The organism is Heyndrickxia oleronia (assembly GCF_017809215.1).
Taxonomy (GTDB): Bacteria; Bacillota; Bacilli; order Bacillales; family Bacillaceae_C; genus Heyndrickxia; species Heyndrickxia oleronia.
The window spans coordinates 1290661-1314343 of record NZ_CP065424.1 but is presented as its reverse complement, the minus strand read 5'-3'; the positions used below and the strand labels follow the sequence as shown (position 1 = coordinate 1314343).

The 23683-nt window shown below is 35.4% G+C and carries 18 protein-coding genes; 2 read left to right on the top strand and 16 right to left on the bottom strand.

The window, feature by feature from the left end; translation table 11 throughout:
* Window positions 1-54: 54 nt before the first annotated feature.
* The 7 genes from arcC to allC all read right to left on the bottom strand — a co-directional run bounded on the left by arcC (window position 55) and on the right by allC (window position 8530).
* A complete protein-coding gene (gene arcC / locus I5818_RS06540) occupies window positions 55-993 on the bottom strand; it encodes a carbamate kinase (RefSeq protein WP_058002888.1) in 939 nt (312 codons plus the stop codon).
* A 103-nt stretch (window positions 994-1096) separates the two neighbouring features.
* Window positions 1097-2371 carry a YlbE family protein gene (locus tag I5818_RS06535; protein ID WP_058002889.1) on the bottom strand — a complete coding sequence of 425 codons (1275 nt, stop codon included), beginning with the start codon at window positions 2369-2371 and terminating at the stop codon, window positions 1097-1099.
* A 60-nt stretch (window positions 2372-2431) separates the two neighbouring features.
* On the bottom strand, window positions 2432-4180 hold the full coding sequence (gene fdrA / locus I5818_RS06530; protein ID WP_058002890.1) for an acyl-CoA synthetase FdrA: 1749 nt from the start codon (window positions 4178-4180) through the stop codon (window positions 2432-2434).
* Window positions 4181-4283: 103 nt separating this feature from the next.
* A complete protein-coding gene (gene allD / locus I5818_RS06525; protein WP_058002891.1) occupies window positions 4284-5333 on the bottom strand; it encodes an ureidoglycolate dehydrogenase in 1050 nt (349 codons plus the stop codon).
* Between the two features lie 50 nt (window positions 5334-5383).
* On the bottom strand, window positions 5384-6433 hold the full coding sequence (gene allD, locus I5818_RS06520; RefSeq protein WP_058002892.1) for an ureidoglycolate dehydrogenase: 1050 nt from the start codon (window positions 6431-6433) through the stop codon (window positions 5384-5386).
* 25 nt (window positions 6434-6458) lie between these two features.
* Entirely contained in the window at window positions 6459-7223 is a 765-nt protein-coding gene (allE, locus tag I5818_RS06515) for a (S)-ureidoglycine aminohydrolase (RefSeq protein WP_058002893.1), read from the bottom strand.
* Between the two features lie 44 nt (window positions 7224-7267).
* Entirely contained in the window at window positions 7268-8530 is a 1263-nt protein-coding gene (allC, locus tag I5818_RS06510; protein ID WP_058002998.1) for an allantoate deiminase, read from the bottom strand.
* A 395-nt stretch (window positions 8531-8925) separates the two neighbouring features.
* On the opposite strand from allC, the gene I5818_RS06505 reads away from it, so the two are divergent.
* Window positions 8926-9801, top strand: coding sequence for an alpha/beta hydrolase (locus I5818_RS06505; RefSeq protein ID WP_071977038.1), 876 nt, complete (start codon window positions 8926-8928; stop codon window positions 9799-9801).
* Between the two features lie 211 nt (window positions 9802-10012).
* On the opposite strand, the gene I5818_RS06500 is transcribed toward I5818_RS06505, so the two are convergent.
* The gene (locus I5818_RS06500) at window positions 10013-11323 is read right to left on the bottom strand and encodes a uracil/xanthine transporter (protein ID WP_268876187.1); all 1311 of its coding nucleotides are present in this window, start codon (window positions 11321-11323) and stop codon (window positions 10013-10015) included.
* 63 nt (window positions 11324-11386) lie between these two features.
* The gene (locus I5818_RS06495; RefSeq protein ID WP_209391876.1) at window positions 11387-12304 is read right to left on the bottom strand and encodes an oxamate carbamoyltransferase subunit AllH family protein; all 918 of its coding nucleotides are present in this window, start codon (window positions 12302-12304) and stop codon (window positions 11387-11389) included.
* A 259-nt stretch (window positions 12305-12563) separates the two neighbouring features.
* Here I5818_RS06495 and I5818_RS06490 point away from each other — a divergent pair, with 259 nt between their 5' ends.
* The gene (locus I5818_RS06490; protein WP_058002897.1) at window positions 12564-14207 is read left to right on the top strand and encodes a PucR family transcriptional regulator; all 1644 of its coding nucleotides are present in this window, start codon (window positions 12564-12566) and stop codon (window positions 14205-14207) included.
* A gap of 73 nt (window positions 14208-14280) precedes the next feature.
* On the opposite strand, the gene I5818_RS06485 is transcribed toward I5818_RS06490, so the two are convergent.
* From I5818_RS06485 to pstB, 7 genes are all read right to left on the bottom strand, one after another.
* On the bottom strand, window positions 14281-15615 hold the full coding sequence (locus tag I5818_RS06485; protein ID WP_058002898.1) for an allantoinase: 1335 nt from the start codon (window positions 15613-15615) through the stop codon (window positions 14281-14283).
* A 130-nt stretch (window positions 15616-15745) separates the two neighbouring features.
* Window positions 15746-17101, bottom strand: a complete 1356-nt coding sequence (allB, locus tag I5818_RS06480) for an allantoinase AllB (protein WP_058002899.1) — start codon at window positions 17099-17101, stop codon at window positions 15746-15748.
* A 227-nt stretch (window positions 17102-17328) separates the two neighbouring features.
* A complete protein-coding gene (locus tag I5818_RS06475; protein WP_078109852.1) occupies window positions 17329-18726 on the bottom strand; it encodes an NCS1 family transporter in 1398 nt (465 codons plus the stop codon).
* A gap of 538 nt (window positions 18727-19264) precedes the next feature.
* Window positions 19265-21346, bottom strand: coding sequence for a heavy metal translocating P-type ATPase (locus tag I5818_RS06470; protein WP_078109851.1), 2082 nt, complete (start codon window positions 21344-21346; stop codon window positions 19265-19267).
* A 124-nt stretch (window positions 21347-21470) separates the two neighbouring features.
* Window positions 21471-21800, bottom strand: a complete 330-nt coding sequence (locus I5818_RS06465; RefSeq protein WP_058002902.1) for an ArsR/SmtB family transcription factor — start codon at window positions 21798-21800, stop codon at window positions 21471-21473.
* Between the two features lie 352 nt (window positions 21801-22152).
* Window positions 22153-22809, bottom strand: coding sequence for a phosphate signaling complex protein PhoU (gene phoU / locus I5818_RS06460; RefSeq protein ID WP_058002903.1), 657 nt, complete (start codon window positions 22807-22809; stop codon window positions 22153-22155).
* A 28-nt stretch (window positions 22810-22837) separates the two neighbouring features.
* Complete coding sequence (gene pstB, locus I5818_RS06455; protein ID WP_071977045.1) at window positions 22838-23623, bottom strand: phosphate ABC transporter ATP-binding protein PstB; 786 nt, start codon at window positions 23621-23623, stop codon at window positions 22838-22840.
* Window positions 23624-23683: the final 60 nt, after the last annotated feature.

The following is a 23683-nucleotide window of genomic DNA, read 5'->3' as shown; positions in this document are numbered from 1 at the left end:
AGTAACAGCCTTTTTATTTATTTACTGCATAATGCCTTAATTATAACATTTTAATTATAATGTGACACGTGTACCAGTTTTACCTTCTAATGCATCTTGAAGCTTATCCATTGATGTAATAATTACGTTTTTGCCACCTTTTTTCAAGAAAAGAATAGCAGCTTCGATTTTTGGACCCATGCTTCCTTTTGGAAAATGTCCTTCATCCATATAACGAATTGCTTCATCAATTGTCATTTCAAATAAATTTTGTTGTTGAGGTGTACCAAAATGAATCGCAACTTGCTCAACACCTGTTAAAATGAATAAATAATCTGCATTGATTTCTGCAGCTAATAATGCACTTGCAAAGTCTTTGTCGATAACTGCATCTGTACCCTTAAGAGCTCCATTTTCTTCAATGACAGGAATACCGCCACCACCTGCAGTAATAACAGTAATTTCTTTGTCAAGTAAAGCTTCAATTGCTTCTTTTTCAACAATGTGAATTGGTTTTGGAGAAGGAACAACACGTCTATATCCACGACCACTGTCCTCAACAAAAGTAATTTCTTCTGTTTCAAGAATCTTATCCATTTCTTCTTTTGTATAGAATGGGCCAATCGGCTTTGTAGGGTTATTGAATGCAGGATCATCCTTAGACACTACAGATTGTGTAACAACAGTTGCAACAGTTTTATTGATGTTACGTTCTTTCATTTTATTTCTAAAAGCTTGTTGAATTAAATAACCTAAATTACCTTGAGTCTCTGCATCTAAAACATCAAGTGGATATTCAGGGATCACAGATTTAGCCATTTCTGTTTTGATTAATGAATTTCCAACCTGTGGACCATTACCATGAGTGATAACAACTGTATTTCCTTGTTCAATTAAACCAAGAACAGGTTCACAGCTTTCATTAATATTTTTTTGTTGTTCTTCAAGAGTACCTTTTTGGCCTTCTTTAATAATGGCATTTCCTCCGATGGCTAGTACAATCTTTTTACTCATAAATGCATCTCCTTGTATAATCATTTGTTGTAATAATCACAATTTTCAGTCTTTATCTTAGGGAGAGGAGCTCAAAAAGCTTCCTCCCTTTTGGAAAATTTTATTATTCTGCTTCAATTAAACCTAATTTTACTGCATATGCATCAATTGCTTTTTCAAAGCAAGCTAATGGCGCGCGTACTGTACCTGCACCGATTTGGCCAACTCCAGCTTCTTTATGTGCAATACCAGTGTTGATAATTGGTTCAATACCAGTTTCAACAACTTTTCTTGCATCGATTCCAAGACAAGAACCTTGGAAATCCCAAGTTGGGATAGAGAAGTTAGGGTTATGGTCGATACAAATTTCCATCATATCATTACTTGTGCTAACTGCATCATCCATACCACCAGCACCTACGAAACGTGTAACACCAGGAGCAGCGATCATCGCCATTGCACCAACACCGAAAGTTTCAGTGATCGCACTGTCACCCATGTCACGGCAAGCCATATCTTGATCGTATCCAGTAAAGAATAAGCCTTGAGGTGTATTAACAGGAGCTGTGAACCATTGATCACCCATACCTGCAATACGAATACCAAATTCGTAACCGTTACGGCACATTGCTGTTACAACCGTACCATGCTGAATTTGTCTTGCTGTATCCATAATTGCTTTACTTGTAGCCATTGCAATATTTAAGAAGAATTGGTCAGTATCAGCTAAGAATTGGATAACATCTTGTTTATCTTTTTCAGTTGCATCCGTTTTTAAAATGTATGGAGCGATGTCTTTAAGGAAAATAAGTGATCCAGCAATGTTACGTTGGTGGAATTCATCACCCATTGTGATTGCTTTAGCGATCATAACGTTAATATTTAATCCGTCACCTTTAACTTTAAGTGCTTTAGAAAGTGTTGGACCAAGAACATCTCTAAACCATCCAAGACGGTTGATTACTTCCTCGGAGTATGCTCCGAAACGAAGAACTGCCCCAATACCTTCATTCATTGTGCAGTATGCTTGATTATCGCCGTCACGATTTTCTACAACAAGAACTGGCATATTTCCTGATGTAATTCCACCCATTGGACCAACAGCATTTACATGGTGGCAAGGAATGAATTCAATTTCTCCATTTTTAAGCATCTCAAATGCTTCGTCTGCATTTGAAGCCCAGCCTTCAAATAATGTAGCACCTACGCAAGATCCTTGCATTGGGCTTGTCATGTTTTCCCATTTAATTGGCGGTCCTGCATGAAGTAATACTTTTCCATTTAATTCTTTAATAACAGATTTAGCCGGAACTACATCCACTAAAAATGGTGCGCCTGATACAACTTTATCAATAACCGCTCTATTTGCTTCATCAATTGTTTTAAATTGTCCGTACATTTTGCTTCCTCCTGATTTCAATGTTTGTGTAAAATCGCTTTTTTTCAATCAAATTAAAAATTAACGAAGTACACTTAACACTTTGCGTAATCTTGAATTACCTCCAGCAACTGGGCGCCAGTCGTATTGAACAACTTTACCACCATTTGCTGTAATGGATTCAGTAAATTTCTTTAATCCAACGTTAATTACTCTAGGTTTTTCAGTTAAAAATTGTTCAATTGCTTCAGAAACTGTAATTTCTACTTTTTCAACAGCTTCTTTAACAGGTACGACTTTTTTATCTTTTTCTTCTATTTGAATATTAAGCATAGCTAGAGCTGTGCGAATTGCTTGGTTATTACTGTCTCTTAAGATGACACCTGCTTCTTCAAGCTTAGCTTTTTGTTCATCCAAACCTTGTGGATCGATGTCTGTACCACAAACAGTTCCTACGAAGTAAATGTTTTTGCCTTTTGCTTTTGCATCTTCTTGGATTTTTTTGATGCCAGGGATTAATGCACCGGCCATATCTTCATGAGAACCGTAACCAAGAACTACATCAAATAAGATAATAGCAGTTGAATCATCTTGTGCTGCTTTTTGGAAGAATTTAATTCTTGTATCAGGGTCGATCATTGGATGTGGTTTACCTTGTGTATAGATATCATCACCTAAGTCAGCTACTTCAAAACCGTTTGCTTTTAATAGGTATCCATCTTCATGATGATCGCTAGATTCAAGGTTTAAACCTCTGCTGATAAGAGTTGCAGCTTCATATCCAAGAGTACCACCAGAATATAGTCCTTTAATTGTTTTTTGTTCTGGTTTTAAATCTACAGCTGGTACTTCAATGTTAGTTGTATAGTAGTTTGGTTTCACTGCATTTCCTTTAGCAAGATCTACAGAGATTGCTGCTGTTTCTTCTAATGTATTTGCATAGTAGATATTTCCTTCGTGATCATGTGGCTCTTCTCCAAGGAAAATAGCAACAACTGGTTTAGATACACTTTGAAGTAATTGAACAACCTCATCACGAACTTCTTTTGCAGGTGGCTTAGAAATAAGAGTAATGATTTCTGTTTGTTTGTGTGCCGCTAATGCTCTGATAGCATCTAACATTGTAATCGCACCAATTTTTTCTGAAAGGTCACGACCACCAGTTCCGATTGCGTGGCTAACACCACCGCCTAAACGATCAATTTCTTTTGTAACTTCTTGAATACCAGTACCTGAAGCTCCAACAACTCCAATTTTTCCTTGTTTAACAACGTTTGCGAAAGCTAAAGGAACACCAGAAACAATTTCAGTACCACAGTCAGGACCCATTACAAGTAAACCTTTTTCATGAGCTTTTTCTTTAATACGGCGCTCGTCTTCAATTGATACGTTATCACTGAAAATAAGAACGTGTAGATCATTATCTAATGCTTTTTCTGCTTCTTCAGCAGCATATTGACCAGGAGTTGAAATGATGGCAATGTTAGCATTTGGTAATTCTTTAAGTGCTTTATTCCATGTATTTACAGTTTCGAAATCTTGCTTGCTGCTACTGATTGCTTGGTTATTTAAATAGTTGTCTACTTCTTCAAGTAATACTTGAATTGTATCTTCAGAATCAGTATCAACTACGATACACATATCATTAGCTGCTGCCTTTTCAAGTTCTTCTGTGTGAAGACCCGCATTTTTAAAGATATCTTTATTCGCAGGTGTTCCCATCATAATTTGTACTTTGTTTACGCCATCCATTGTTGAAATTTTATTTGTAAGAAGCATAAGATTCACTGAATCTTGATATGAATTCTCTTTAATGATCGTTTGAAGCATTATTTCATGCACCTCTTCTTATATTTTTTACTTTAATAATGGAATTAACTCCATAGGAAAAGGGTGGCTACCATAGCAGACCCCCCTTTATTTTTTTCACCTTTTATTTAGCGAAAGGGCTTTTGTGATCATACACATTGTTGTGAATAACATCAGAAATTAAATACTCGTAAATATGGTCAACAATCTCAATACCGTTCTCTTCATAGGCCTTTTCTCTTTCAGCACTTCTTTGTCCAGGATAGGAGACCTGTTTAAAGCCAGAGGCAGGTTTAATATTATTTAAATCCTTCATCGTAGTTGAGATTCCTTCTTGAAAACTTTCAAGACCCACGAAGTATTCAGGGTTAATGACAATATGAAGCTGTCCAAGGTTTCTGTATTCTGTTAAATCGTGATACATAGATGAAACCTTATTTCCAAATGGAAGTCCTAATAAAATACCAGATAATACGTCGACCATCATCATCAGTCCATAACCTTTTGGTCCAGCAATTGGCAGTAAGGCATTTACTTTAAATGGATCGGTTGTCGGTTCTCCGTTACTGTCAACAGCCCATGTATCGGGAATAGGTTCATTTTTCGAACGGGCATGAAGAACTTTCCCCCATGCTTGTACTGTTGTAGCCATATCAAAAGTAATATGCTTTCCGTCCTTACCAGGAGCAGCAAAGGCAATCGGATTCGTACCATAGTATGGTTCGGCTCCACCGAAAGGAACAACCATAGGATCAGACTGACATACAGAAATACCGATTAAATTCTCATTTGCAGCTTGTTGTACAAAATAAGAAAGTGCTCCACTATGTCCAATTCTTTTTACTCCTACAATAGCCACTCCGTTTTCCTTTGCCATTTTTATCGCTTCATCCATTGCTAACTTTGCAGCAACATGACCTACACCATTATCTCCATCAAAAATTGCCGTACTTGGACCCGTTTTTTCAAAATGAAAATTCGGTTTATTATTTAATCCACCCTTTGCAATTCTTTCTGCATAATACTCCACTCTCATTGCTCCATGGGAATGAACGCCTCGTGCATCGGCATGGACAAGGACATCGGCTACTCCATCGGCATGTTCAGTTGAAAGTCCTGCTTTATGAAGTTTATTAGCAATTAGTTCCTTTAATTTTTCCTTAGATAACCTCATATTCATTCACCCCTGTTCAAATAGGAAAAAGCTGATTTTTAATTTACGATTTATTTTGCAAATGCACCTTTATGATCATACTGATTGTTATGAACAACATCAGACTTTAAATAGTCAATGATATCATCAACAATTTCGATACCATTTTTACTATATTCTTCAATAATTACGTCATTGTTTTGACCTGGGTAAAGAACCTTAGAGAAACCAGGAGCTGGTTTAATTTGATTTAAGTCTTCCATTGATTGAGAAACATTGTCCTTAAAGTTTTTTATTCCAGTAAAGAACTCAGGATTAATTACAATGTGAAGTTGACCTAATTTGCGATATTCGGATAAGTTCTCATACATAGAAGAAACTTTATTTCCAAATGGTAAGCCAAGAAGAATTCCAGATAATACGTCTACCATCATTGCTAGGCCATATCCTTTTGGACCAGCAATTGGTAATAAGGCATTCACATTAAATGGATCCGTTGTCGGTTCGCCATTTTTATCTACTGCCCATGTATCAGGAATTTCTACATTTTTTGAACGAGCATGTAGAATTTTCCCCCAAGCCTGAACAGTTGTTGCCATATCAAGAGTAAGGCTTTTATCATCATTTCCAGGTGCTGCAAAGGCAATTGGATTTGTACCATAATAAGGTTCCGCACCACCGAATGGAACAACCATTGGATCAGATTGGCATACAGAAAAACCAATTACATTTTCTTTTGAAGCTTGATGAGTAAAGTAAGAAATAGCACCACTATGTGAAATATCTCGTACCCCTACAATCGCCACTCCATTTTCCTTTGCCATAGCAATTGCTTCATCCATAGCTAATTTAGCTGCAACATGTCCTGAACCACCATCGCCATGAAAAATACCTGTACTCGGGCCAGTTTTTTCAAATTTGAAATCAGGATTTGTATTAATTCCACCTTTTGCAATTCTTTCTGCATAGTACTCTACACGCATTGCTCCGTGGGAATGAATACCTCTTTCATCCGCGAATGCTAAAACATCTGCTGTTAATGCTGCATGATCTTCTTTAAGACCAGCTTTTTGAAGTTTATTTTTTATTAAACTTTTTAATTCATCTTTAGTTACTCTCAAACTGAGACACCTCTTCGTTTAATTTTTAAAGGTCCGCATCACGATTGCAGTCTTTAGAGTAAACATATGTTAATGGCTCTCTACCAACTGCATAAGCTGCTTGATGAACATATGGTCCCATAAAAATGTAATCGCCTTTTTTAACTGGAATCCATTCATTATCAAGGTTATACATACCTTCACCAGATAGTAGATATGCACCATGTTCTTGAACATGTGTTTCGATAAATGGATGGCTTGCAGCAGGATCAAAAGATAGAATATGGAAATTCATATCGAAATCTAGTTCCATAGGTAATAGATCTTTAATATGAACATTATGCATATCATCATAATCTCTGTATTCGATATTGTTAGCATGACCAGAAACAACCCATGGCTTGCGTCCTTCTAGTGGTTTATATTTTTGTTTATATAAGAATAAACGAGAATCACCAGCTTCAAGGTTTTCTAAGTACATTTTTACTCCAGGTGGGCAATATACATAGCCGCTTTCTTCAAGAACGAATTCCTCTTCACCAGCTGTTACTTTTACTTTTCCACCAAGGATATAAACAAATGATTCTACATTATCTTGTCCACAGAATCCTTCACTGTTTTTTCCACCTTCGTGCATAGTGATAATATAATCAACAAAGCTTGCACCAAGTTTTGGTGATCCTAAAATAGACATTGAGCAGTTTTCAAAACCAGGAACAACATTATTTACTAAACCTTCTGGTGCAATTAATGCATATAAGCCATGTTTAATAATTGATCTGCTTGAAAGTAAATCCTTTGGATAACCCATTTGTAACATTCTCCTTTGTTTTCGCTATTTTGATTAAATTACTTCTATTCTTTATATCCTAATTCATATAATGAACCAATTAATGCCTTTACACCTTCAGCTAAATCAGCTGGATGTGTATATTCAGCAGGATTATGACTAATCCCTTTAACACTTGGTACGAATAACATTGCTGTTGGAACAAACGGTGCAAAAATTTGTGAGTCATGACCTGCACCACTGTGCATTACCTTATAAGTCAAACCATTTTCCTTACACTGTTTTTCCATCACTTCAACAATTTTCTCATCCATTGGAACAGGATCTGCATCCATCCACATATCGATTTTTGTATCAACTTCGTGATTTTTAGAAATCTCATTCATACGATCAGTAATCTGTTTTGTGAATGAAACAATCGCATCTTTATCCGTATGACGAACATCTATTGTAAAAATTGCTTTTCCAGGTACAACATTAACAATGTTAGGTTGTGCTTCAATTTTACCAACCGTTGCAACAAGAGGATCGCCAACTTCTTTTGCCATGGAAATAATATCAAAGATCATTTGACTTGCAGCAAACACAGCATCTTTTCTATATCCCATTGGAGTTGTTCCTGCATGGTTAGCTTCCCCTGTTACTTCAATAGTAAAACGACGTTGTCCAACAATATTATTAACAACAGCGACAGGAATCTTTTCTGTTTCAAGGACACTACCTTGTTCAACATGAATTTCAACAAATGCTTTCAAATCTTGACGTGCTGGTTTTGTTTCATCTCTGAAACCAAAACCTGCTTCCTTCATGGCTTCGACAAATGGAACACCATCAAAGTCTGCAATCGTTTCAACATCTTCGCGTTTCGCTAATCCAACGATGTTTTTAGATCCCCAGAATGCATAAGGGAATCTGCTTCCTTCTTCTTCAGCCATTGAAACAACTTCAATATTACGTAATGGTTGACCATATGTTTCTTTCAAGTATTTTAACGCTAAAATACCGGCAATAATTCCATATTGCCCATCATATTTCCCACCATTTTTTACTGTGTCAACATGTGACCCTGTAAGAATTGTCTCATTCGTATTTTTACCTTTTAATGTACCAAACAAATTTCCAATTTCATCAAACCGAGCCTCTAGCCCTTCATTCTCTATCCATTCTTTTAGAGCATGTTGAGCTTCTACCCATTCCTTGGAATAAAGAAGACGCGAAACGCCACCATCTGGATCCTTACCAAACTCCCCAAGCCAATTCAATTTAGCTTCTGCATCTGCGGCAAGTGTATCTAGCTGAGGAACTGTTCCGTTTGTTCCGTCTGTCATTCTCATTCATCCCTTTCCTTGTAATATATGTTGGTTAAATTTGCTAGAACATATCAATGTTCGTATTAAAAAAAATCAGTAAAAAACAATGACTTTGCATAGAAACATTTTCATTGTTTTAAGGAATTAGTAAGTAAGTATTCTTTGTTTTTCATGTATAAACTATACAAGGGAGAAATCATGTATAAATCTGATTAAAACCTTATTCAAGCTTACTCATTTCTTTATTAACCTCATATCTATTGTAAGCGTATCATACCTTGATAGTCTTTATACGATATAGATAAAGTTTATTTATCATTTTGTACATAATAAACAAATGGTACAAATCAATTTTATTATACAATATGAGTAAATAGTTTTTATTCAACCGAGAAAGGAAGATCATCTATAGTATGAACAAAACAACAGTTATATACAAAAGCACCACCCAATTTGAGCTGAAGGGTGATTTCTATACAGCTTCACAAGAAAATCGTCCTGTCATTGTTTATATCCATGGAGGAGGACTTTTTTGGGGTTCAAGGGAAGATTTAAAAAAAGAACAGATTGACTTTTATCATCAAGCTGGTTTCAATATTTTCTCCATTGATTACCGTCTGGCACCTGAAACAAAACTTGCTGAGATTCAACAAGATGTAGCAGATGCACTTTCATGGCTTGAAAATGAGGGAAAAGAAAAATTTAATTATGATCCAAATAAAATTGCCGTGATCGGTGGTTCTGCTGGCGGGTATTTAGCTTTATTAGCAGGAACATTCAAAAACAAGCCTAAAGCAATTGTTTCTTTATATGGGTATGGCGATATCACTGGAGATTGGGCTACAAAGCCAAGTCCACATTATCAAAAAATGACCCCTGTTCCAAAAGAGCTTGCACAAATGCTTGTTTCAAATACCGTTATCTCAGAGGGACCTATCCAAAAGCGTTATGCGATTTATATGTATGCTAGACAGAAGGGAACATGGATTGAAGATATAAGCGGAGCTCTTGTTATCCCAGGTGGAAGCTTAGATGAACTTAAACCGTATTGTCCTCTCTACTATTCAGATAGTGATTTCCCTCCTACCTTATTGTTGCATGGCACAATGGATGAGGACGTTCCGTATGAACAATCTGTATTAATGTCCAAAAAATTAAGTAACTCAGGCGGTTCATGCAAACTTATTACAATCCCTGATGGAAAGCATGTATTTGATGAGGATTGGGACAATCCTGTTGTTCAAAAAGCCTTTGAAGAAATCATTTCTTTTTTAAATTTTCATTTATAAAAAGGATGTTTTCGTATAATGTTACTTTTTTAAAATCCTTACTGGCAGCTGTTACACTTAAGAATGCTTTTAGTAGCGTTTTTAATTGAGTATTTTTTCTCAGTAAAAAAAGGAGTTAACAGTCTTCAACCTACTGTGATTAAAAGAGAAAAAAATAAAGGCCATCTCATAATAGTCAATTATGAGATGGCCTTTTCATATATCTAAATATCTATGATGCCATATTTTCACTTTCTGATTGAATCTTTTCAGTTTTTCCGTAGCGATCCCATTTAAATAAATTCTCTAGAATAAGTGATAATATAATCCCTACCATTAAGCCGCTACTTAAAAGTGGACGGATAAAACTAGGAATTGTTTCAAAATAGGATGCAGGTAATGTCATAATAACAATTCCCACAAATAATGGAACAGCAGAACGATAGACATTTAATGTATTAAATTCAATCTGTTTAAAAAACGCAAAGGATGAATTTAATAAAAGTAAATAAGAAACAAATAATACCGCACTACCTATGCTCAATGGCAACTGTGAAAAGAAGTGTCCCACAGGCGGAATCAATCCCATTACTAAAAACATAAATCCACCTAGTACAAAAGGAATTCTTTTGATAATCCCTGTTTGACTTAAAAATCCGATTGAAGACACATATGGTGAGTAAGGTACCAGACCGAATACACCTGCAATAGCTGTGAAAATACCTGTTATTGTAAATGATGTTCGATATTGAGTTTTAGTTGTTTCAGATTTGTACATTTCATCTGTACCCTTTAACGCTCCAAATGTATTCGCCGTATTTAATAAACCAGCTAAAACAGTTGTAATAATGATCCCAGTATTCCATGTTGGTTTTCCTAATGGGAATAAATCTAAACTAAATGATGATGCCTCACTTACAGCCGCTTCAGATTTAAAAATAAGAACATAAGCAATCCAGCCAAGAATAATACCAATTAATAAACCATATTTTCTTATTGCTGGTGGAGCTTTAATACTAACAATAATAACGATAATTGCAATAATAATAGATAATAATGAAATAGATAAATCAATATGTGCACCTTGTGCTTGATTACCAAAAGGAATACCTAGCATTCCTTTTAAGAAGATACCGATCAACTGACAACCAAAAAGAAACATAAATACACCCATAACAGCAGGTTTAAATAAATTTGAAATATGCGGACCTATACCCGTTAATCCAATTATCAACGTCAACACTGCTGAAATGATAATACCAACCGTTAAACTTCCACCCAACTCAGTTAATGACATTCCTTGTGCAATAGCTGTATTACATAAGGTTAGGATTACTCCCCACCAAAGACCAGACTGTCCTTCCATGATTGCTCTTTTATGTCCTATAAATGCCTGAACAATACACGCAAGACCGGTCACTATGAATGAAAGCTGTAATAGATTAACAATCTTTCCACCAGGTAAGTCAAAAGCCGCTCCTACTGTAATAGGTATGACAACAATGTTAGTAAAAATGAAAAAGAGCCATTGTAAGCCTGATATCCAATTGGATGATTTTAATAATTCTTTTATGATAATCGCCTTCTTTACTTAAAATTTAAAGGCTCATTTCAAAACTAAAGCCTTAATTCCTAATAAAATTCCTAGTAAGGTGTCTGCACCTGATGTATGACCAATTTTTTTCATTTCCTCAACAGCTTGGAAAAATTCAATATCACTTCGCGAATCCATCCCTTTACACATCTGGATAAGATGAGTATGAAATTTAGCATTTGTAGCATATAATAAATACTCATATGCAATATGCGTCGTCCTTTGTCTACCTTTAGCTACTAAATAGCTTTTCAATCGTTCTTGAAACTCACCTTTTGATCCATTAAATGCTGAAAGAAATGCACACACACCTGTTAATACATCGTCCCCACTCGGTGTAAGTCCAAGACCCCTCCCCATCCAATAATCAAATACGGATTCATATTCAGTGGATATCTCACCTTGAATAAGCTGGATTAAACGATTCACTTCATTTATAAATTTACTGCTAGTAACTACTTGCGTTGAGGATAGTAAGTATTGGTTTAGTTCTTGTTTTTCATCAGGGGTTTGTGCCAGACCAGTTTGCCAGTCTGATTGTAGAAATAAATCTGCAATATATCGAAAATGATCAATTATGATTGAATGATTTGTTAAGCGGTCAGAAAACGAATGCTTTGTCCACTTAACTTGCTTCATATCAAGTACTGCTTCATTTGAAAAAATGAGCTTTCCAGATGCATGATCCCAACGGACAAGCTGTCCATTCTGGATTTGTCTAATCAGCTGTTGTGCATCCATTCGACTTAAGCCAATACCGAAAGGCGCTAATCCATTTTCATAGACACCAACATGTACAAGGCTTTTATCAAACGCGATGTTAAAACTATTGATAAATACACTATGGATACTACCCTGAGGATTTTGTTCAAGGATTTTATAAACTTCATTGCTCGAAAAACACGCCATCCATTCCATCCTTATCAACACTTCCCTTCCTCATTATCCATTTACCCAATAACAGTAGTATAACATCAAAATAACGAAGCACTAAAACAACATCCGCTTCGTTTTTTCGTTTACACTATCCTTCTAAGATTCTTTAATCCCAGTGTAGTTTTTTTGGTGAAAAAAGTCATTGTTTAAAATGACTAAATTATCACTTGCATTTTAGCTATATTAAACGTATGATAAGTAAGTTAAGCTAGAATTAATTTTGTACAAACTTTAATGTATTTGAGGGATATTCATGAAAACAATGAATGATTTATTTATCTTAGAAGGTATGAAAGAATCAATTGTTTTAGCAGGTCATAGAGGACTTACCCGAAATGTACAGTTTGTTAATATATCAGATACACCTGACATCATTAAGTTTTTAAATAAAGATCATTTACTGTTAACTACTGGCTATGCTTTTAAAGACGATACACAAAAGCTATGCGAGTTAATTAGACAAATGCATGCATTAAATTGTTCTGGAATAGTCATTAAGATCAATCGTTTCTTAAAGACTTTGCCAGCAGAGGTGAAATTACTAGCCGATGATTTGGCTTTTCCGATTATTGATTTGCATACAGACCATTCATTAGGTGAGGTCTCACGTCATATTTTGAATTATTTAAATGACCATGAAGCAGAGCAACTTTATTATGCTTTACATGTTCAAAAGGAATTTTCAGATATGATGATTAAAGGATATAGTTTAAATGCTCTTGTTGAACAATTAGGTCATTTTTTATTACGTCCAACTCTTTTGCTTAATCATCGTGGCGAAAAGATTGCACAAAGTCATGATTTCCGCAAAGAATCGATGAAGATAATTGAGCAAGAAATAATCGAGATAATTAAAAAGGATTTAGATGCAGCTCGTGAAGGAAATACGTATGCTATTCCTTCTAAGGAAAATCAATCCATCTCAACATTTCCTGTGCAAACAAAGCGTCAGGATAATAGCATGCTAGTAATCATAGATTCTCTAACCTTGCCATATCCTTCTTCACAAATGGCCATTGAACAAGCTGGGAATGTGGTTTCATTCACAATTATTAAGGAACAGGCTATTGAAGAAAACTCAAGATTATTGAAGAATAACTTTTTCGCCGATTTAATCGAAATGAGAATTCAATCAGATGAGGAAATCATTAGTCGTGGAAATTTTTATGGCTTACAAGAGGATCTGAATAATATATGTATTATTTGTACCGTTGATCCAAAAGGTGAAAATTACGAAACTCTACAACTTTATGAAAAAAAGGTTGGTGAGCTTTATCATAGTATTTACGATAAGCTTGAAGATGAAATTATCGATGCACAAGTAAATGCGACATTATTTACTAAAGAAAAGTACTTTGTTATGATTGTGCAATTTCCTGATATTACCGAGACTGAAATGAAGCATATAACAAAATTTGTTGAAACGGCTCAAAGTCATTTACAAGGAGATTATTCTATTTCATTCGGTGTAAGTAATGCTGTTCACTCTCTAAGGGACATTCCAACTGCTTATCATGAGGCGGTTGAAGCAATTATGAACGGATATGATCTAAACATGTTCGGGTTCATAAACTTCTACCGAACAAGAGAACTTGAGGAATTGCTAAAAATTATTCCGAAGAAGGATTTAAAGGCTCTCTATGAAAATACATTAAAATCATTGGCCTATCCTAAAACAAAGGAAGATCAAGAATTGGTAAAAACCATTCAAGTATATCTTGACTGCCAATGTGAAATTTCGGAAACATCAAGAAAATTATTTATTCACCGTAATACAGTGAAATATCGAATTGAAAAAACAGAAGCTTTACTTAACTGTTCTTTCCGTGACCCTGCCTATTCACTTCGGATTCGAGTCGCTTTAATCATAGGTTCCATTCTCGAAGAATCCGAATGAGTAACTTATACCTTCTAAAACGAAGAGAGGTAGGCTGAGTATTGATTATTCAGCCTACCTCTCTTTTTACATGTTATTTTTCAGCAATAATTTTTCCATTTTCAAACACAATTTGGCCATTCACAATTGTTGTTTTTACTTTTCCTTGATATGTTTTTCCAACATAAGGTGAATGTTGATGACGATAGAATAGATCTTCTTTCTTTAATTCAAAGCTTTCGTTTAAATTCACAATTGTTATATCTGCATCATAATTAGGTGCAATGGTACCTTTATTTTCAAGTTTAAATAATTTTGCAGGATTTGTCGCTGTCAATTCAACAATTTTTTCTAAAGGAAGGTTACGTTTAAAATGGCCTTCAGTCAATAAGATATTTAAAGTAGATTGTGCACCTGAAATTCCGCCCCATCCTTCAAAAAAGTTGCCTTCTATTTCTTTCATTGATGCGGGTGCTGGTGAATGGTCGGAGCCAATAACAGTAATTTCCCCATTAGCTACAGCAGCCCATAAATCTTCAACTTCATCTTCATCTCTTAATGGTGGACAGCATTTTGCTACCCCACCTTTTTCTTCCAAATCTTTTACTGTAAGAGATAAATAATGCGGACAAGTTTCTACTGTCACATCTACACCTCTTAGTTGTGCCTCTTTAATAACTTGTACAACTTTTCTGCTGCTTGCATGAACAATATGAAGCTTACAGCCAGTTGCCTCAGCATAAGAAATTATTCTTCTAACTGCCTCAATTTCAGAAATAATTGGTCTTGATTCAACAAAATCTCTTGCTGATGTCTTTCCTTGGCTTTGCTTCTCTTGAGCAAGTTGATCACAAATTACTGTACTCTCAGCATGAACAGCTAAAAGGGAACCAAATGAAGCGATCTCTTTCATTCCTTTATATAGTGTTTCATCATCCGCATTATCAAAATCTGCAATTCCACTCGGTGACATAAATGCTTTAAAACCAATTACACCATTTTCGTGAAGTTCCTTCAAATCTGCAATATTTTGTGGAACAAGTCCACCCCAGAAACGAGGATTAACAATTGATTTTTCTTTAGCAGCTGCTCTTTTCAATTCTAAGTTTTCTTTATTAATTGTTGGTGGTGTACTATTTAATGGCATATCAAAGAATGTTGTTACTCCCCCAGCTGCCAAACTTTTACTTCCAGTTTCCAATCCTTCCCATTCTGTTCGACCAGGTTCATTAAAATGAACATGTGAATCAATTAGGCCCGGGAAAACATGGAGACCTTCCGCCTCAATAACTTTCTCTGCTGTTCCTTCGATTGACTTACCGATAGAAACCTCCGCAATTTTACCATCCTTAATAGCGATATCACCTTGAGCATTTGACTCTGCTGTCACAATAGTACCGTTTTTTATTAATAAATCGAATGTAGCCATTTCCTTTTTCCTCCTTGCTTATTTCTTGAGCAGTCAATCATTTAAATTAAACCGCTCCAATCCATGAATAAGGGACTGCATAAAAAGCTAAGGGGTCAGACCTATTAAAAGACTAACCCTTAGACAATTATTATTTTGCTGACATTAGCTTACCAATTGGTTCACCAACGATTCCTTCTTCTAAATCAAAAACTACATGTCCACGAACAATCGTTTTAGTCACGCGGCAGTCGATTTTTCTGCCTTCATAAGCACTATGCTTATTTTTATAATATAGATCTTCTCTTTTTACTGTATAAGACTGATTAGGATCGAGTAGGATAATATCTGCATCCTTCGAAACAGCAATCTCACCTTTATTCGGTATGTTGAAACGTTTAGATGGATTTGTTGCAATAAGATCAACAAATTTTTGAACTTCTAGGCCACGCTGTTTCACTGCCAAATCAAACATTAAGTCAACATTATTTTGAGCTCCACTAATTCCGCCCCATGCTTCAAAAATATTTCCTTGCTTCAAATCTTCTGTACATGGAGAGTGGTCTGAAGTTAACCAATCAATATTTCCATTAAGAAGCTCGTCCCATAATTTTGCTTGATCCTTTGCTTTTCTCAATGGTGGTTGACATTTTGCTCTAGGACCGATTTCTTCAACCATTTCAGCAGTCATCGAGAAATAATGTGGACATGATTCAAGAGTGACGTCCACCCCTTCAGCACGTGCTTTTAGAATCGCCTGAACGGCTTCAGAAGTGCTGATATGCACTAAATGTAATTTACAGCCAGTTTCTTTTGCAAATAGTAAGGCACGTTGCACAGCTTCAACTTCTGTAAATATTGGTCTAGAGTTAACGTAATCCATTGCAGTTGTTCTTCCCTCACGGACCATTTCCTCCGCAAGTTTAGAAGTTACAGATGGATTCTCTGCATGAATACAAAGTATTTGATCTAACTCTGCTAACTTTTGCATTCCTTTATATAAAGTATAATCATCAACATTTGTAAAGTCTCCAGGAATATCACTTGTTATATCAGATAAGAAGCATTTAAAAGCAAGAACACCTGCATCATCTAGCTCTTGTAACTTATCTAAATTTTCAGGAACAAGTCCACCATAAAAACCGTAGTCTACATAGTTCTGATTTACTGCTGCCTCAAGTTTTAAATCCAAAGCTTCCTTATTAATAGTAGCTGGAAGTGCATTAAGTGGCATTTCAACATAACTTGTTGTACCACCAGCAGCAAGTGCTTTTGATCCAGTCTCAAACCCTTCCCATTCTGTACGACCAGGTTCACTGATATGTACATGAGTATCAATCATTCCAGGCATTACATATTGCCCACTTGCATCAATAATCTCCTTTGCATCCTCTGTAATTTGTTCAGCTATGCAAGAGATTTTTTCATTTTTAACACCAATGTCTACTTTACGTACACCATCGCGAAAAACTACATTTCCATTTTTAATAATTAAATCGTATGACATAATTATCTCTCCTTCCTATTTATCATCATTTATTCTTTCCCTAAGTCATTTTGTTTTAGTTTCTTTCTTTAAAGAAAGCTCTTTTCTAATTTTTTTGGAATTGAAATTAATTAGAAATTAGAGCCTTGGATATAAGTGACTAAAGAAAAAAGATTGCATTGTCGTGATGATAAAAACCATCCACTACAATGCAATCTCTTACTTATAGATTTGATTTTCATCAATCATTATTTCTCAAATATCGTACCTTTTTTAAACTTAGAATTTTTAAATGTAAACTTCATTAATAAGATGTAGGCAATTGCTGCGACCACTGCACCAACAATCCAAGCTAAATCCACTTCTATGAAGGCTGCTGCTGCACCAATGAACATCGCAATTAATGCACATGGATTAAATCCAGCAAATTGACCATCCGGCTTATAAATTTCTGCTACATCCACTTTTTGTTTTCTCAAAATATAATATTCCACTAATAAAATTGCAACTACTGGTCCTAAAAATGCAGAATAGATCAGTACGAATAGGTTTAAGCCTTCTGCTGATGAATCCTTTACAAGTTCCCAAGGGAAGGCAACTAATGCAAGCAAACCAGTAATGATAGCTGCAGGCTTATATTTCAATTTAGTAAGCAATGTAATAACATATGCTGGAGGAATAATATTGGCAACCATATTTGTTGCAATAACTCCAATTACGATAAAGATTGATACAAAAACTGTAATATATGAATTAACAACGATAATTGCTAATGCTTTTGCAGGGTTAGTTACTCCTGTTGCTGAAGCAAGCATTGCACCAATTGTGAGTACAAAACCATAGGCTACAAAAATAGAAACAAAGTATAAAGTTCCACGTTTTCCATTACTAATACCCGTTTTCAATTCTCTTGAGTAATCTGCTGCACTTAAGAAAATCGCAGCATAGTTTCCAAGGAATACCATAATAAATCCGAAGAATGGTAAGCCCCATGATCCTTTTGTATGAACCCATGTATCAGCAATTGCATCTCTATGTGAAGTTAAAAGAATAATAAACACGTATACAAGTGCTAACATGATAATAATTGAAGCAAGTGATTCTACCCATTTAATGGCATGGAAGCCAAATAGTGAAAGAACAATTTGTAATAACACCAACGCTACAAAGCAAATAGCAACATGATCAAAGCTACCATCTGTAGCAATTTTTGCAATTTCATTTAATGCTGTAGCACCAATCCAACTTTGTATTCCATACCAAACGATGGCCGGTATACCACGTAAAAGGGATGAAATGATTGTTCCTTTAATACCAAAGGACATTCTAAGTTGAGCAACATATGGGATACCAGTTTTGTATCCAAGTCTGTCATTTAAAGCAAAAATAGTTGAAATAATAGCGATTGCGATAATACCTGCTAAAAATGTCTGATAAATATTTAGTGTTGCAATTCCGGCTACAACTAAGCTGGCACCTAGAGTCATATTCCCTAAGTTTACCCCATCACCAATCCACATAAATGCATAAGAGATTGGACCTACCGTTCGTTCGTTATTTTTTTTCGGATACAACGATTCATCTACACCTGGAGCGTGTTCGATCTGTATCTCATTTGAATCATAATTATCTAACTTCGTAGACATTATACACCCTACCCCATTTCTTAATTTTTTCTAACGTGCATTGGCTGACCACCAGTCAATGGTTGTCCATCTAAAAACAATAGATAATAATATTATGTCCTTTTCTATATGTTTAAGCTCCCGATTTTCCAATGCTTATTTAGGATATTTTGGCAAAATATTTACTTTTTGCCTAAAGAGTTTATTTTCTTCATTCTTGCTGTAAAATGATATACCCCTTTCAAATTTCTTATTAAGTAAACATTTAAGTAATCGAGACCTATACTTAAATTTCTTGACCAATTCCCTTTAATATTTAACAAAAAGAGAAATTTGTCGAAAAAGCGTTTACAGCTCATATAGTTTATTATACCTACATGGTCCATTCAGGTCGTTATTTCATTTAAACAAAAAAGAACAAAACAGTTAGCTAGCATGCATAAACAACTTTTTTATTTTGTGCTTTTTGTACAAGAAGTTGTCGAATTTACCTATGAATTTTCTTCTCCAATAAAAAAAACGCCTTAATAATGTCGAATTAAGGCGATTTTTCTAAAACTTATGCATGATGTTTTTGACGAATCAAAACCGTCAAACTGATTAGTGTCACTAAAACAGTTGCTCCCATATCAGAAAGAATGGCGATCCATAAGGTTAACCATCCTGGAATAGTTAACAACAAGGCGATTAATTTTAATCCTAAGGCCAATGATATATTTAATTTAATGATGCGATTAACTCGCTTAGAAATTCTAATTGCAGAAGGAAGCTTACCTAAATGGTCTTGCATTAGCACGATATCTGCTGTTTCGATTGCACTATCCGTTCCTTTTCCCATGGCAATTCCTAAATCTGCAGTAGCAAGTGCTGGAGCATCATTAATTCCATCCCCTACCATAGCTACTTTTCCACTTTGAGTGAGCTCTTTAACTTTGGCTACTTTTTCATCTGGCAAAAGTCCAGCAAAGTAATTCGTTAATCCAATTTGTTTGGCCACTTTTTCTGCCGTTTTTTCATGATCACCTGTTAACATAACCGTATGTTTAATTCCTAATTGCTGGAGCTCATCTATAATTACTTTACTTTCTCCACGTATTTCATCCGAAATTCCCATTATTCCAAGAACTTTTTCTTCATTTGCAACCGCCACTAATGTATAGCCGTGATTTTTCATCTCAGAAATTTCTTGCTTTATTTGCTCGGTAAGCGCAGATTGCGGTATTCCTTTTTCATTACCGACAAAATAAATACTCCCATTTACATTAGCAACGATCCCCTTGCCTGATAATGTGTTTACATCAGATACCTCATAAATAGGGGCCGAAACTTCCTCAACCTTTTTCATAACCGCTTTTGCTAAAGGATGTGATGAAGCATTTTCTACTGAACCAGCCACTGTAAAAAATTTTTCATCATATTGCTTTATTGCTTCAACTATTGGTTGCCCTTTTGTTAATGTACCTGTCTTATCAAAGGCAATAGTATTGATCTTTCCCAATTGTTCAAGGAACACTCCACCTTTAATTAGAATCCCATTTCTTGCATTGCGAGTAATTCCCGAGACAATTGCAATAGGTGAGGATAAAACTAGTGCACAAGGACATCCAACAATTAACACGGCTAATCCTTGATAAAACCATTTCCCCCAATCTCCTCCTGCAAATAGAGGTGGGATTACCATAACTATAATCGCAATTAAAATAATGATAGGCGTGTAATATTTAGCGAAATGATTGATAAACTGCTCAGTAGGTGTCTTTGTTTCTTGTGCTTCTTCCACCAAATGTAAAATTTTCGCTAATGAGGAATCTTCGTAAGACTTTGTAATAGTAATTTTAAGAATTCCTTCATTATTAATACTTCCACCATATACTGCTTGGTTTATCGATTTTTCAACCGGTAGAGATTCCCCCGTAATTGCCGCTTCATTGACGGAGCTTTTCCCTTCAAGGACAACACCATCTGATGGGATCTTTTCTCCTGGCTTCACTAATACAGTATCACCTGCCCTCAATGATTCAATAGAGACAATTCTTTCTCTTCCCGCCTCGATTAGGAGAGCTTCTTTAGGTGCCACCTTAAGCAAGGATGCCATAGAATTTCTTGCCTTTTCCATTCCCAACCCTTCGAGGAATTCATTAATACCGAATAATATCGCAACGAGGGTTCCTTCTTTCCATTCCCCGATACTGAAGGCGCCTATTAATGCTATCGTCATTAATGTATCAATATTAAATTTTAATCTGAATAAGTTCTTAACCCCTTGAATAAATGTTTGGTACCCACTAATTGCCGCAGCAATAATAAATAGTGCAATCGCTGCCCCCTCACTTGCTTTACCTACAAACATAGCCAAAAAATATAGAACAGCTGAAACGATAATAAATAATTTTAATAAACGATTAGAATGGGCATGGGAGTGTGCATGATCATGGCCATCATGATCATCCTTTTGAATTGCTGCTCCATCAGTTGCAAGGATCCTTTCAACTTGTGCTAGTGAAATTTCATCATTAACAATAAGCTTGCTTGTATTATATAAAACCTTTGCATCCTCTCCATGCTCAAGCTTGTGTATCTCTTCCTCCATTTCCCTCGCACAATTGGCACAGGAAAGGCCTTGTAATTTATATTCTGCCATTATTATTCCCCCTACCTTTACCACTTGCCATCATGGCTTGTAATTTGTCTAATTCGGCAGCTAGGCTTATAAATCACTACTATTTGAGTATTAAACGGACATCACTTTCTTATACCCTATCGCATTAATGATGTCTTGCGTGGTTTATAGTCTGTTTAAGAATGTCCATCACATGGTTATCATCATGGGAATAGTACAACGTCGTTCCTTCTCTTCTATATTTCACTAACCTTAAATTTTTTAAAAATCGTAGTTGATGAGATACAGTGGTTTGGAGTAAGGAAAGCTTTTCTGCAATTTCATTTACTGAATGCTCCTTATCTGAAAGTAAATGTAGAATCCTTATACGCGTTGGCTCTGACAATGCCTTAAAGGTTTGTGAAACAATAAATAATGTCTCCTCATCAAGCTCATCATGATCTTGTTCAAACGGAATTTGATTATCTTGCTCCATGCTATCACTCCTATTATATGTCTTATATGCGCATATGTTCATATATTATATTTTTAATTTTACTAAAAATTAATTTTCGAATCAAGGGTGTTTTTATCATTAGAATTAATATGGGTTTTTTATGGGTAACTTCTAATTTAGAGTATGAATTTGTCCTTCATCACGTTCCTAAGGAACAGTTGGGTGATTAGTTTATTCTATTTTGTCCTTGAAGTTTATGAAGGACATTTTCCTCTTTAAATCTCCTAAACCTGTCCCACTAGCAAAAAACCTTCCAGATCATTCAATGCTGACTATACTACCCAATAAGAAATTACAACAAAAAAACAGACGATTCATCGTCTGTTCGTTCTTATTTATTCAAATCAACTAGCTGACCCGTTTTTAAATAAACAATCCATTCACAAACATTTGTTACATAATCACCGATTCTTTCCAAATGTTGTGCTACTAAAAGAAAATGAATGGCTTGATGAATTCTTTCCTTGTCTTGCTGCATAATTTCCACCAGTTCCAAAAAGATCATCGAAAAATATTTATCGATTTGATCATCCTTTTTGGATACTTCAATGGCTGCCTCCCGATCTAAAGCGATATAGGCGTCTAAGCTTTCACGAACAATTTCCTTGACTAACTCTGCCATCTTCGGGATATCTATTAATGGTTTGACATACGTTTCGTTTTTTAAGCGAATCGTCGCTTTGGCAATACTAACTGCATGATCGGCCATTCGTTCTAAATCCGTTGCTACTTTTAACATAGTAGCAATTCGTCTTAAATCCGTTCCAACTGGTTGTTGTAGTGCAATTAATTCAAAACATTTCGTTTCAATTTCAATTTCATATTCATTGATTTGCTTATCATCAAGAACTACCTCTAAGGCCAATTCTACATTTTTATCTACTAAAGATTTTACACTTTTGTAGATAGCCTCTTCCACAAGTAATCCCATTGCCATTAATGTCTCATGGAGTTCTGTTAAGCGATCTTCAAACACACGTCTAACCACACTGCTGCCCCCTTTATTCCGTGATTTATTAACCAAATCTCCCTGAAATATAATCCTCTGTTTCTTTCTTTTTTGGATTAGTGAAAATCGAATGTGTTTGATCAAATTCGATAATCTCACCGTTTAAGAAAAAGGCCGTATCATCTGAAACACGCGCTGCCTGTTGCATACTATGTGTCACAATGATAATTGTATATTGCTGCTTTAATTCAATAATTAATTGTTCAATTTTAGATGTAGAAATAGGATCAAGTGCAGATGCTGGTTCATCCATTAAGATCACATCTGGTTGTATCGCAAGAACACGAGCAATTACAAGTCTTTGCTGCTGTCCACCGGATAACCCCATAGCGGATTTGTGTAATCGATCCTTTACTTCATCCCATAAGGCAGCCTGACGTAAGCTTTTTTCTACGATTTCATCCTGTATTCCTTTTTTCTTTATACCATGTATTCGAAGTCCGTATGCAACATTATCATAAATTGACATAGGAAAAGGATTGGGGCGTTGAAACACCATCCCTACTTGTTTACGAAGTTCCACCACATCCATAGTAGGACTGTATATGTCTTGATTGTTATATGAAAGTTGACCTTCTACACGAAATTTTGGAACTAAATCATTCATTCGGTTTAATGTCCGTAAAAAAGTAGATTTTCCGCATCCCGAAGGACCAATTAATGCCGTCACAGTATTCTTTTTCATATCAATGGTAATATCTTTTAGTGCTTGAAACTGATCATAATATACATTTAATGAATGACTCCGAATGATTGTACTTGTTGCTTCTAGTTGCTCGATTGAAATTGCCATGCTTTCATTCACCTGCTTTACAGTTTAGTTTGATTTAAGACTCATCTTTTTTACTAGTAC